The sequence below is a fragment of the Pseudomonas sp. J380 genome (assembly GCF_009827115.1).
GTDB lineage: Bacteria > Pseudomonadota > Gammaproteobacteria > Pseudomonadales > Pseudomonadaceae > Aquipseudomonas > Aquipseudomonas paracarnis.
Genome location: NZ_CP043060.1, coordinates 1,916,949 through 1,929,195 on the forward strand (window position 1 = coordinate 1,916,949; position 12,247 = coordinate 1,929,195).

The 12,247-nt window shown below is 59.0% G+C and carries 10 protein-coding genes, 4 tRNA genes and 1 pseudogene; 4 read left to right on the forward strand and 11 right to left on the reverse strand.

Annotation, left to right across the window (positions count from 1 at the left end; translation table 11 throughout):
* Position 1: 1 nt before the first annotated feature.
* The 3 genes from gltS to FXO12_RS08475 all read right to left on the reverse strand — a co-directional run bounded on the left by gltS (position 2) and on the right by FXO12_RS08475 (position 2,791).
* On the reverse strand, positions 2-1,213 hold the full coding sequence (gene gltS / locus FXO12_RS08465) for a sodium/glutamate symporter (protein WP_034127220.1): 1,212 nt from the start codon (positions 1,211-1,213) through the stop codon (positions 2-4).
* Positions 1,214-1,377: 164 nt separating this feature from the next.
* On the reverse strand, positions 1,378-1,665 hold the full coding sequence (locus tag FXO12_RS08470) for a hypothetical protein (RefSeq protein WP_054898856.1): 288 nt from the start codon (positions 1,663-1,665) through the stop codon (positions 1,378-1,380).
* A gap of 22 nt (positions 1,666-1,687) precedes the next feature.
* The gene (locus tag FXO12_RS08475) at positions 1,688-2,791 is read right to left on the reverse strand and encodes a polyamine ABC transporter substrate-binding protein (RefSeq protein WP_057978149.1); all 1,104 of its coding nucleotides are present in this window, start codon (positions 2,789-2,791) and stop codon (positions 1,688-1,690) included.
* Positions 2,792-2,928: 137 nt separating this feature from the next.
* On the opposite strand from FXO12_RS08475, the gene FXO12_RS08480 reads away from it, so the two are divergent.
* Complete coding sequence (locus tag FXO12_RS08480; RefSeq protein ID WP_054898854.1) at positions 2,929-3,720, forward strand: LuxR C-terminal-related transcriptional regulator; 792 nt, start codon at positions 2,929-2,931, stop codon at positions 3,718-3,720.
* A gap of 78 nt (positions 3,721-3,798) precedes the next feature.
* On the opposite strand, the gene FXO12_RS08485 is transcribed toward FXO12_RS08480, so the two are convergent.
* The 4 genes from FXO12_RS08485 to FXO12_RS08500 all read right to left on the reverse strand — a co-directional run bounded on the left by FXO12_RS08485 (position 3,799) and on the right by FXO12_RS08500 (position 4,213).
* Positions 3,799-3,874 (reverse strand) — tRNA-Gly (locus FXO12_RS08485).
* Between the two features lie 3 nt (positions 3,875-3,877).
* A tRNA-Glu gene (locus FXO12_RS08490) sits at positions 3,878-3,953 on the reverse strand.
* 105 nt (positions 3,954-4,058) lie between these two features.
* Positions 4,059-4,134, reverse strand: a tRNA-Gly gene (locus FXO12_RS08495).
* 3 nt (positions 4,135-4,137) lie between these two features.
* Positions 4,138-4,213 (reverse strand) — tRNA-Glu (locus FXO12_RS08500).
* 359 nt (positions 4,214-4,572) lie between these two features.
* Between FXO12_RS08500 and FXO12_RS08505 the strand changes: the two genes are divergently transcribed.
* On the forward strand, positions 4,573-5,343 hold the full coding sequence (locus tag FXO12_RS08505) for a hypothetical protein (protein ID WP_034127216.1): 771 nt from the start codon (positions 4,573-4,575) through the stop codon (positions 5,341-5,343).
* A 296-nt stretch (positions 5,344-5,639) separates the two neighbouring features.
* A complete protein-coding gene (locus FXO12_RS08510; RefSeq protein WP_054898853.1) occupies positions 5,640-6,452 on the forward strand; it encodes an alpha/beta fold hydrolase in 813 nt (270 codons plus the stop codon).
* A 36-nt stretch (positions 6,453-6,488) separates the two neighbouring features.
* Here FXO12_RS08510 and FXO12_RS29380 read toward each other — a convergent pair whose 3' ends face one another.
* The 4 genes and pseudogenes from FXO12_RS29380 to FXO12_RS08525 all read right to left on the reverse strand — a co-directional run bounded on the left by FXO12_RS29380 (position 6,489) and on the right by FXO12_RS08525 (position 10,944).
* Positions 6,489-7,406 carry a methyl-accepting chemotaxis protein gene (locus FXO12_RS29380; RefSeq protein ID WP_372241991.1) on the reverse strand — a complete coding sequence of 306 codons (918 nt, stop codon included), beginning with the start codon at positions 7,404-7,406 and terminating at the stop codon, positions 6,489-6,491.
* Positions 7,395-8,489, reverse strand: a pseudogene (locus FXO12_RS29385) (HAMP domain-containing protein); the annotation flags it as partial. The pseudogene FXO12_RS29385 and the gene FXO12_RS29380, both read right to left, overlap by 12 nt.
* Before the next feature lie 80 nt (positions 8,490-8,569).
* A complete protein-coding gene (locus tag FXO12_RS08520) occupies positions 8,570-9,982 on the reverse strand; it encodes a PLP-dependent aminotransferase family protein (RefSeq protein ID WP_057976726.1) in 1,413 nt (470 codons plus the stop codon).
* Positions 9,983-10,182: 200 nt separating this feature from the next.
* Positions 10,183-10,944 carry an SDR family oxidoreductase gene (locus FXO12_RS08525; RefSeq protein ID WP_003190072.1) on the reverse strand — a complete coding sequence of 254 codons (762 nt, stop codon included), beginning with the start codon at positions 10,942-10,944 and terminating at the stop codon, positions 10,183-10,185.
* A gap of 229 nt (positions 10,945-11,173) precedes the next feature.
* On the opposite strand from FXO12_RS08525, the gene FXO12_RS08530 reads away from it, so the two are divergent.
* Positions 11,174-12,181 (forward strand): NADP-dependent oxidoreductase, encoded by a 1,008-nt coding sequence (locus FXO12_RS08530; protein ID WP_054898850.1) that lies wholly within the window; start codon positions 11,174-11,176, stop codon positions 12,179-12,181.
* Positions 12,182-12,247: the final 66 nt, after the last annotated feature.

Here is a 12,247-nt window from a genome sequence, read left to right on the forward strand (position 1 = left end):
CTTACCCTGCGGCCCCTAGAAATGGCAGCGCCAGGTACAACTTGATCACCACCGCGTTAGCGATATCGATGAAGAACGCGCCCACCATCGGCACCACCAGAAACGCGATCTGCGAAGGCCCGAAGCGCTGCGTCACCGCCTGCATATTGGCAATCGCCGTAGGCGTGGCGCCTAGCCCGAAGCCGCAATGGCCTGCCGCCAGCACCGCCGCATCGTAGTTGCGGCCCATCACCCGGAACGTCACGAAAATCGCGAACAGCGCCATCAGCAATGCCTGTGCGGCCAGCAGAACGACAATGGGCAAAGCCAGTGCCGCCAAGTCCCAGAGCTTGAGTGACATCAGCGCCATCGCCAGGAACAACGACAAACTGACATTGCCCAGCACCGAGACTTCGCGTTCGAACACCTGATGCCAGCCGAGCATCGACAGCCCATTGCGCAGCACCACACCGACGAACAATACGCACACGAACGTCGGCAGTTCGAAAGCGGTGCCTTGGATGGCGGCATTCAACAAGTTGCCGCCCTGCAGGCTGATCGCCACCAGCGCCAGGGTCTCGATAAACGAAAACGCGGTGATCAGGCGCTCTTCGTTCGGTTGCTCGAACCCCTTGGCCAGGCTCGATTGCGGTTGCCCAATACCTGGAACCTCGACCCGCTTGATCAGAAAACGCGCCACGGGCCCGCCGATCAGTCCACCGAGCACCAGGCCAAAGGTCGCCGAGGCAATCGCCAATTCAGACGCAGACGCCACGCCATACTGCTCACTGAACACCGCGCCCCAAGCCGCACCGGTGCCATGCCCACCGGACAAGGTCACCGAGCCCGCAAGCAGGCCCATCAATGGGTCAAGCCCGAGCGCCGAGGCCAGCGCGATACCCATGGCGTTTTGCACCACCAGCAAGCCCGTTACCACCAGCAGAAACACCGCCAGGATCCGCCCGCCTTTCTTCAGGCTGGCAAAATCGGCGTTCAAACCGATAGTGGCAAAGAACGCCAGCATCAACGGGGTTTGCAATGAAGGATCGAAGCGTACTTCGATATCGGCAAACGCGCGCAACGCCAGGAGCAGCATGGCGACCAACAGGCCACCGGCTACTGGTTCCGGAATGTTGTAGGTACGTAAGAAGCCGATGCGAGCCACAAGCCCGCGCCCCAGCAATAGCACCAGTGAAGCGGCAACGAGGGTTGAATAGAAATCGAGTTGAAGCATCCGGTCAGTTCTCTGAAGTGGACAAGGAGAATGGGTGGCCAGAGTAGAGAGCACAGGGCGAAAAGGTATCGCCCCCACAAAAAACACAGACTTTCCCTACAAGCCTCACAATAATAACCTACAACCGCCTGCACCTCGCCCCTCCAGAGATAAGCAGAGTAGACTTACCGACGACGCCTTCGCAGCAGAGGCCAGTTGGAGGCGATCTCCCCCGGCTCAGCGTCACGCCCTGCGATTCGCACCAGGTCTGGAAACTCAAGCAACAGGGCACGATTGCCCCGGCCAATGTGCTCCATCACGGCCAGGGTAATGTTTTCACGCACCATGCCCGTCGAAACGTAATACATGGCCCAGGCTTGCTCTGGCGTACAGAGGCCGATCTGTTCTTCAATCTCTTTGTAGGCCTTGTAGTCGTCCGACTCTAAATAACGCTGATCACGACCCTGGCGCATGCTGTCTCCCTCCCCGACCCCGTCACGTACCGCTTTTGACCTTGGTCCAGACCCGTGTGCGAATGCGCTCCGCCTTCAGCGGCAAGGGCTCAAGCGGAACCAGTGTGGCCATGGTCTTTTTATCGGGATAAATCCAAGGGTTATCCCGCAACTTTTGCTCGACGAACTCAGTGGCATCTTTGTTGGCGTTGGGATAGAGCATGTAGTTGGACGTCTTGGCTATCACCTGCGGCTGCAGCATGTAGTTGATGAACGCCAGAGCGGCCTTTGGGTGGCGAGCATCCTTGAGCAACACCCAGTTTTCAGACCAGACCAAGGCGCCTTCGCGCGGCAGGCTGTAGGCAATCTTGCGGCCGCTGTTGGACTTTTCATTAATCGCCTGAGCGGCCAGCGCACCATTGGCCCAGCCGACGACTGCACAGATATTGCCGTCCGCCAGGTCGGCGTCGATTCTGGACGAGTCGAAATAGAGCACATAGGGACGGATTTTCAACAGCAGCGCCTGGGCCTTCTGGTAATCCTCTGGATCGGTACTGTTACTGGGCAACCCCAGGTAGTGCAAGGCGATCGAAATGATTTCGCTGGGGGAGTCGAGCATGGCTACGCCACAAGACTTGAGCTTGCTGATGTTTTCTTCTTTGAAGATCAGGTCCCAACTGTCCACCGGGGCGTCATCGCCCAGCGCCGCCTTGACTTTATCCACGTCGTAGCCAATGCCAGTGGTACCCCAGACATAGGGCACGGCGTAGCGATTGCCTGGGTCATTGACCGCCAGCAGGGAGAGGATGTCAGGGTCGATGTGCGAAACGTTACTCAACTGCGCGCGATCCAGCGGCTGCAGCACCCCAGCCTTGATCAAGCCGGGTAATACATTGGAGGTGGCCACGACCAGGTCATAGCCGGTGCGCCCAGCCATGACCTTGCTCTGCATGATTTCGGCGCTGTCGAAAGCATCCATATGCAGCTTGATGCCGGTCTCCTGCTGGAATTGCCTGGGCGTCTGCGGTTCAAGAAACCCGAACCAGTTATACAGATACACCGAAGATTCAGCGGCGGCTGCGGGCGTGCTGGTTGCAGCCCCCAGGAGCGAAGCTAAAAAAATAGCTCGCAAGTGTGCTCGACTCATATGACTATCCCTGTCCACACGACACGCCTTCATGGCTATCGTAAGCTCGGGGTGAATATACCGAGCATCAACGAATAGTAAATACCTACAAGTACTTAGCTCTGGCCTGCAAAGCCCTAACCCTAAAGGGGTAGAACATGTCGCTTGACCTTCATAGCCTGGCTTGGCACCGATCGGTTGGAAAACTGATCATGCAGCTCAATCGCCCGGAGTTCTGGAGTTCGTTGATTCGCGTATTGAATGAATATGTGCAGATAGACAATTGGGTGGTGCTGGTTTTTGGCGACCACGCGGTGCGCGTGATCAGCCTGCCCGAAGTAGCAGACAGCGAAGAAATCGACGCCTTTATTCACCGCTATGTGAAAGGCCTGTATCTGCTGGACCCGTTCTATATCGCTGATCGAGAAAACCCACAGAGCGGGTTCTTCCATCTGCTCGATATTGCGCCGGAACACTTCCGGGAAACCGAGTACTACCAACAATATTTCGCGCAATACATCTCGGTCGATGAGGCGCAATACAATGTACGGCTCGATGCTGGCACAACGCTGTGCATGTCGTTTGGCAGCAACCTGCGATTCACCCAGGCGCAGATAACAGTATTGGACCTGATCAAGCCGTGGGTGACGGCATTGATGCATCAACGCATGTTTTTTGAAACTGACCCGACGAAAAACCTCGCCGAGCCGGCCCCATGGGCCGAGGCACTTACTCAGTTGGAAACACAAGTAACGGCACGTGAAAAGGACGTGCTCAAGTTACTCCTCAGTGGGTTCTCCAACAAAGAGATCGCCGGCAAGCTGTCGCTGTCGACAGAAACCATCAAGGTCCACCGCCGCAACATCTACAGCAAGCTGAATATCAAATCTCAGTCCGAACTGTTTGCGCGTTTTTTCATGCCACGGCAAGAGATCCCTTCGACGCTTTGAACGGGGTGGTGCGCTGGCGAAGTAAATTGCGCACAAACAAAAACGCCGATCATCACTGATCGGCGTTTTCGTTAAATATGGAGCGGGAAACGAGACTCGAACTCGCGACCCCGACCTTGGCAAGGTCGTGCTCTACCAACTGAGCTATTCCCGCAAATGGCGTCCCCTAGGGGACTCGAACCCCTGTTACCGCCGTGAAAGGGCGGTGTCCTAGGCCACTAGACGAAGGGGACACGCTACTGAAACACATGGTGTGTGTTCCAGTGCCCAGAGGCCTTGTCCGAAGACTTGGTCCTGGTTTCACTCAATGCCGCCCGAAGGCCACACTGCTTGTAAATTGGAGCGGGAAACGAGACTCGAACTCGCGACCCCGACCTTGGCAAGGTCGTGCTCTACCAACTGAGCTATTCCCGCATATGGCGTCCCCTAGGGGACTCGAACCCCTGTTACCGCCGTGAAAGGGCGGTGTCCTAGGCCACTAGACGAAGGGGACACACCTACAACATTCACTCCCTACCGCGTTTCGCTGTGTGCTTTACGCTGTAAGTGGCGCGCATTCTATGGATGGATTGAAAGGTCGTCAACCCCCAAGGATAAATTTATTTAAATCAATGACTTCGCCATGGTTTCACGGCCTTCGCGGGCATTGGCACCGTCCGAGCCTTGGCGCCTATATTCTGGCGTTCGACAAGACGCTATAGTTCACCCTGACAAATGATGGCAATGTGCATCCATTCAGGAAGCGCCTACCTATATAGAAGAAATCACCTGGGCAACTGGTCGATCGGTCCTATCCGCCGGATGACCCAGTCACTACACTCCACAGCACACCCTATTAAAGAGGTCACACCGGTGACACCACTCATGATCACCCTGCTGGTAATAGCCGGGATCGTAATACTGATCGCCATTGGCTACATGAACCACGTGGTGGAAAACAACAAGCTGGAAAAGAAGCGTACCGAGATCGAGCTTAACGATCGGCTGCGTCGCTGCGGTGAAATCACCGAGACCTTCCCCGGCCAACTGATGACCCCAGCGCTCAAGCTGTTGCTGGCTCGCCTGGAACTGAACGTCAACCAGCGCCTGTTGAACCTCAACAAGTCCAGCACACCGCTCAAGGCCCGCATCAACGAACTGAATGCGCTGATCGCCCAAGGCGAATCGATTCCGGTGCCCAACCCACCGGCCCCGATCCAGACCGAAGCCAAGGCCAAGGACGTGCGCTTCCTGCTCGAAGCCCTGCACGGCCAAGTCACCCGCGCCGCCCAGGATGGCTTCCTGCCGACCAACGAGGCCAAGCACTGGATCAAGGAAATCCGTCATATCCTGGTGCTGCTGCACATCGAGTTTTTCAACAACCTCGGCCAGCACGCCCTGCTGCAAGGCCAACCCGGCCAGGCACGCCTGGCGTTCGAGCGCGGCGTGCAGTACCTGCGCAAACAACCGGAGCCGGTGCTCTACAGTGCCCAGTTACAACTACTGGAGTCCCAACTGGCGCGCGCCAACTCCACAGTGCTGACCAACAGCAAGCCGGCCGAGGACGAAGTCAACGAGCTGACCGAGGGCTTGAAAGTCGTCGACGCCGATGCCGAGTGGAAGAAGAAAGCGATCTACGATTGATGGCATCGCGAACGCAATGCTCATAGCAACGAAGATCAAATGTGGACGCTGGCTTGCCTGCGAAGACTTCGGCCCAGCAAACATTGATGTTGATTGACACACCGCTTTCGCGAGCAAGCCCGCTCCCACAGTGGGATTGTGGGGTGTCAGGTAGGTGAGCATCGGCTGGCAGGCCTTCATCGCAGGCAAGCCAGCTCCCACAGTGAAATCATCACATGCCATCAATGTGCACCTATCCCCCCGCTCCCGACTAGCGTAAAAAAGTGCCCCTCACTCCGTGAAATTAGAGGCCTGTTATGCCTGTCGCCGTGATTGATGGACAACCGCTGCACTATATCGACCAGGGCGCCGGCCCTGTCGTGCTACTGGGTTCGAGTTACCTGTGGGCCAGCGACATGTGGGCGCCGCAGATTGAAGCGCTGTCGCAGCAATACCGCGTGATCGTCCCCGAGTTGTGGGGCCACGGTGAGTCCGGGCCGTTGCCAGCACCCACCCATTCCCTGGATGACCTCGCCCGCCAGGCCCTGGCGTTGCTGGATCACCTGAGCATCGAGCAAGCCAACCTGGTGGGCCTCTCGGTCGGCGGCATGTGGGGCGCACGCCTGGCATTGCAGGCTCCCGAGCGCATCAACAGCGTAGTGCTGATGGACACCTACCTCGGGGCCGAACCCGAAGCAACGCGCCAGTATTATTTCTCGCTGTTCAAGATGATTGAAGACGCCGGGGCGATCCCCGAACCGTTGCTGGATGTGATCGCACCGATCTTCTTCCGCCCGGGCATCGACCGCGAATCCGCGCTGTACCGGGATTTTCGCCAGTCACTGCAAGACTTCCCCAGAGAACGCTTGCTGGACAGTATCGTGCCGCTGGGCCGCCTGATCTTCAGCCGCGAAGACATCTTGGCGCACTTACCTGCATTGGACTCCGACACCACCCTGGTGATGTGCGGCGAGCAGGACAAACCCCGGCCACCCGCCGAGTCCGAGGAAATGGCCGACCTGATCGGTTGCAGCCTGATCCTGATCCCCGAAGCCGGGCATATCTCCAGCCGCGAGAACCCGGATTTCGTCAACGAGGCGCTGTTGACCTTCCTCGCCAACCACGCCTGATCGCCCCGCCCTCAGATCGCAGCGCCTACGCTGCGATCAAAGGCGGAAATGCCCCACCATCCCCTTGAGTTGCGCGCCCAACTGCGCCAACTGGATGCTCGAGGCGGCATTGCCTTGCATGCTCAACGCCGAATGATCGGCACTCGCCCGAATACTGGTGACGCTGCGGTTGATCTCTTCAGCCACCGAGCTTTGCTCCTCGGCGGCGGCGGCGATCTGTTGATTCATCTGCTGGATCAATGAAACAGCCGCCGCAATGCTGCCCAAGGCCCCTTCGGTTTCCAGCGCATCACTGACCGCCAGCTTCACCAGCTCGCCACTCTGCTGGATCTGCTGCACCGAGGACTGCGCCGCACTGCGCAGCGTGCTGACCAGCCGTTCGATTTCCTCGGTCGATTGCTGGGTGCGCTTGGCCAATGCCCGCACTTCATCGGCCACCACTGCAAAGCCACGCCCCTGCTCACCAGCACGCGCCGCCTCAATCGCAGCGTTCAAAGCCAACAAGTTGGTCTGTTCGGCCACGCTCTGGATCACGCTCAAGACGGTACCTATATTCTGGATTTGCGCGCTGAGGCTTTCGATACTGGCGCTGGCACTGTTGCTGGATGTGGCCAGCAACTCGATACGCTGCAGACTCATGCGCACCACCTGCTGGCCGCTATCGACCTTGGCATCCGCGGTCTGTGCGGCTTGGGCAGCCTGCTCGGCATTGCGTGCCACATCGTGCACCGTGGCGGTCATCTGGTTCATCGCCGTAGCGACTTGCTCGGTTTCGTCCTTCTGGTTGCTGACTTCGGCAGTGGTTTGCTCGGTGACGCTGGACAATGAATGCGCGGAGCTGGCGAGCTGTTCGATCCCCGCCTGCAACCCGCTGACCATCTGGCTCAAGCTGTTGCCCATCTGCTGCATCGCCTGCATCAGCTGGCCGATTTCATCACGCCGGCTGATCTCCATGCGCCCACTCAGGTCACCCGAGGCGATCTGCTGAGCCACGGCGATCACCGCCCGCAACGGCGCAACAATCAAGCGGGTGATCACCCATGCAGCGATCAAGCCCACCAGCAGCGCCAGGGCAGATGAACCGATGATCAGCAGCGTGCTGTGCTGCAACTGCGTTTGCATGGACTGGTCTTCGGCGGCGTACGCCTGGTTGACCCGATTCACCACTTGCTCGGCGCGGTCATGCAACTGGGTGTAGACCACTTTTTCCTGGGCCAACAGCCCGGTGTATTCGCCGAGCTTTTCACTGAACGACGCGATATGCCCGGAGACTTCATTGAGCACGGTCTGGTAGCCGGGGTCCTTGACCGTGGTTTTGAGTTTCTCGACTTCAGCCAGGGCCTGGTCGGCTTGCTCGATCTTGCCCTGCCCGGCGTCGTCTGCGTCCGCCCTGCGGCTCTGATCCAGGCGCACCCGCGCTTCGTTCATGGCCTGCAACATCAGACGCGACACCTGGCTGACCTGCCCCGCCTGCTCGATAAACTCCGCGCCCTCCTTGCCTTGGCTTTCCTTGAGGCCATAGGCACCGTCGTCCGCCAGCCCGGCTTGCAGCACATCCAGGTTATTGGCCACGCTGGACACCGACCAACTGGCCATTTCCAGGGCGAGGTCCTTGGTCTGGGTCAACTCGACGAACTCATCGAATGCCTGGCGATAGGCGACCAAGGCTTGCTCAACGTCACCCATCACTCGCTCGTTGCTGGCAGACCGAGCCTTGAGACGCGTGGCCAGGGCCAGCAGCGCATCGACACTGGCATGCAGGGCATCAACGGCCTTGGGGTCGGCGTGCAACGCATAGTCCTGCTCGATCAAGCGCACCTTGAGCAGGTCACTATTGAGCGTGGACATCGACGTAAGGCCTTCGAAGCGCTGGCCGATGGTCTGCAGGGACCACACACCGATGGCCGCTACCAAGGCCGTCAGCAGCAGTACCAGGGTAAACCCCAAGCCGAGTTTTTTTGCCATACCGAGGTTGGCGAAACGTCGTTGCACGCCCGAAATCATTGCACTTGATCCTCTTGCAATGGCAAATGCCATAAGCCAGGTTTACAAGCAGCGAGATTCGCAACCCCGAGGCACTGAGCACAAGCCGCTGGCGCCGGAATAATGGCAAAAAGCTACATGCGCGTCGTTTTCAGAATGGTCGAGGTCGATCTTGCCGCGCCCATGGCTCGGAACAGCGTCAATGCGCGTTGATCAGCCGCGTAGGCCACATTGATGCGTAACCATTCGCTGCGCTCACCCGTGGGGCTGAACAATGCGCCGGGCGACAGCAACACACCCAGCCGCTGGGCGCAGGCTTGCAATCGCGAGGGGTCGGCCATGCCGGGTCGTGCCCACAGGAACATCCCGCCCGCGGGTGCGGCAAATACCTGCCACTCTTCATCCTCCAGTACCTGCAACGTCGCGGCCATCTGTGCATTCAAGCGCTTGCGCAGGCGCTGCACCCACTTACGGTAAGTGCCGTTACTCAGCAACGTCGCCACCATGGCTTCGGCAAACCGTGAAGTGCCGATGCCTGTCAGGGTCTTGAGCTGGGCCAATTGCGTAATGATCGCAGCACTGGCACACAGGTAACCCACGCGCAGGGCGCTGCTCAGGGTCTTGGAAAAGCTCGACACATAGATCACCCGGTCATCATGGGCCAGCGCTGACAAGCGCGTACAACTGGCATGCTGCAGGTCGCCGTACACATCCTCTTCGATAATCAGGAAGTCGAGTTCGCGGGCCAGCTCCAACAACCGCTCCGCCACCGGACGGCACAGGCTGGTGCCGGTGGGGTTGTGATACAGGCTGTTGATGAACAGGCACTTGGGCCGATGGGTTTGCAGCAGCGCTTCCAATGCCGGGATATCCGGGCCGCCATGGGCACGTGGCACTTGCAGCAGCGTGACCCCCCGAAAGGCCAGTTGGCGGTAGAGATTGCCATACCCGGGTGTTTCGACCACCACCTCATCACCGGGTTTGAGCAACGTGCGTATCAGCAGGTCCTGGGCATGGCTAGCGCCATGGGTGGTCAGGATACAGTCCAGGCTGGCGGGCACGTGAATCTGCGTCAGGCGCTTGAGCAGTTGTTCGCGCAACGCCGGCAGCCCCAAGGGTGTGCTGTAGTTGAACAGGCCACCAGTGTCGGTGCGGCTCAGTTCACGGATCGCGTAGCTGATGTCATCGCTTTCGCGCCAAGTGTCGGGTAACCAACCGCAGCCCAACTTCAGCTCGCCCAGCGGGCTATCGGTAAATGCACCCCAGCCTTGTTCCGCACCTTCATACCAATGGTTTTCGTGGGCCGTGGCGGGATGCGCCACCACGAACCCCGAACCCTGCCTGGGAGCCAGCAGCCCCTGGGCCACCAAGCGCTCGAATGCCTCGATCACGCTGGACTGGCTCAGCAGGTTATCGAGGGCCAATTGGCGAATGGACGGCAAGCGTGTGCCAGGGCTCACCCCCTCCTTGCGAATCCATTCTGCCACCGCGCCGACGATCTGCTGAACAACCGGTACCAGGGCTTGTCGATCGATCCCTAAATCCATGAGCCACTCACTTAAACTGTCTGTTAACCCAAAACAGTTAAGCACAGAAGCCTGGTAAAACCGGTCGCCAATTTTTATTAAAGTATTGATTTTATTAGATTATTTACCTTAGGAAACATATTCAGCCACGGCACTCTGCCAGCTATGGAAACGCCCCACATCACCCCGCGCTCTTTTCAAACAGCGTGCCAAGCGCGGTCCTAGATCGCCGTCGCGCCACCGTCCACCGCCAGGGCCTGACCGGTGGTAAACGCTGCGCCATCACTGCACAGGTACAACACGGCGCTGGCGATTTCCTCAACCTTGCCAATGCGTCCCACCGGGTGCATGGCTGCGGCAAACTCAGCCTTGCGTGGGTCGGCCTCATAGGCGCGACGAAACATGTCGGTATCAATCACGGCCGGGCAGACGGCATTCACGCGAATTTTCTTCTTCGCGTACTCGATGGCCGCCGATTTGGTCAGGCCAATCACCGCATGCTTGGACGCCGCATAGATGCTCATCTTCGGTGCCGCCCCCAGCCCCGCCACCGATGCGGTGTTGACGATGGCCCCACCGCCCTGGGCCAACAGCAACGGCAACTGATACTTCATGCACAGCCACACGCCTTTGACGTTAACCCCCATGATGGCATCAAATTCATCAAGACTGCCGTCGGCCAGCTTGCCCTTTTCGATCTCGATGCCGGCGTTGTTGAAGGCGTAGTCCAGGCGCCCATAGGTGGCGACGGTTTGTGCCATCAATTGCTGCACGTCCGTGTCGAGCGTGACGTTGCAGCGCACAAATATCCCTTCGCCACCGGCCTGGTGGATCAGTGCCACAGTGCCCTCGCCTCCTGCCACATCAAGGTCCGCGACCACCACCTTCAAGCCTTCGGCGGCGAATGCCAGCGCGGTGGCGCGGCCAATACCAGCAGCGGCGCCGGTCACCAAGGCGACCTGGCCGGAAAACGTCATGCTCATGGGAACTGTCCTGTGGGGGTTAGTAACGGTGGAGCGAGTCTAGCCAACGCCCGCAGCCGTGCGTCAGCACTATCAGAAGGCCGGTTGGCGCTGCATGAATCGCAGTGATAAAGCCGCCCGGCTGATTATCAGCGAAGCCTATTACCGGGCATTCGCCTGCTTTGCACACCCTTGCCCTTCTGCCACTGAGGGTCTATCACTCATGTTCCATTTCTAAAGAGTCCTTGCCATGACCGCCCAGACCAACCGCCAATTTCTGCTCGCCAAACGCCCGGTCGGTGCCGCCACGCGAGAGACCTTCACTTACCAGAAAGTGCCAGTGGGCGAACCCCAGGACGGCCAAGTGCTGGTGCGCAATGAATACCTGTCCCTCGACCCGGCCATGCGTGGCTGGATGAATGAAGGCAAGTCCTACATCCCACCAGTAGGCATCGGCGAAGTGATGCGCGCCCTGGGCGTAGGCAAGGTGATTGCCTCGAAGCATCCGAACTTCGCGGTGGGGGACTACGTGAACGGTGCACTGGGCGTGCAGGATTACTTCCTCGGCGAGCCCCGTAGTTTCTATAAGGTGGACCCCAAGCTGGCACCTCTGCCCCGCTACCTGTCCGCCCTGGGCATGACCGGCATGACGGCGTACTTTGCCCTACTGGAGACCGGCGCCCCGAAAACCGGTGACACCGTGGTGATCTCCGGTGCTGCCGGTGCCGTGGGTAGCATCGCCGGGCAGATCGCCAAGCTCAAAGGCTGTCGCGTGGTGGGGATCGCCGGTGGCGCCGAAAAGTGCAAGTTCCTGGTGGATGAGCTGGGCTTCGACGCCGCCATCGACTACAAAACTGAAGACGTGCCCGCCGCCCTCAAGCGCGAGTGCCCCAAAGGCGTGGACGTGTATTTCGATAACGTCGGCGGCGATATTCTCGACGCCGTGCTCAGCCGCCTGGCGCTCAAAGCGCGCGTAGTGATTTGCGGCGCAATCAGCCAGTACAACAACAAGGAAGCGGTCAAAGGCCCGGCCAACTACCTGTCATTGCTGGTCAATCGTGCGCGCATGGAAGGCTTTGTGGTGATGGACCACGCGGCGAACTTCGCGGCGGCGGGCCAGGAAATGGCCGGCTGGATGGCCCAGGGCAAGCTCAAGAGCAAGGAAGATATTGTCGAAGGGCTGGAGACATTCCCGGAAACGCTGATGAAGCTGTTCAATGGCGAGAACTTCGGGAAGTTGGTGCTCAAAGTCAGCTGACACACCACAAAAACAGATGTGGGAGCTGGCTTGCCTGCGATGCAAGCAACTCGGTCTCTAAGTGAT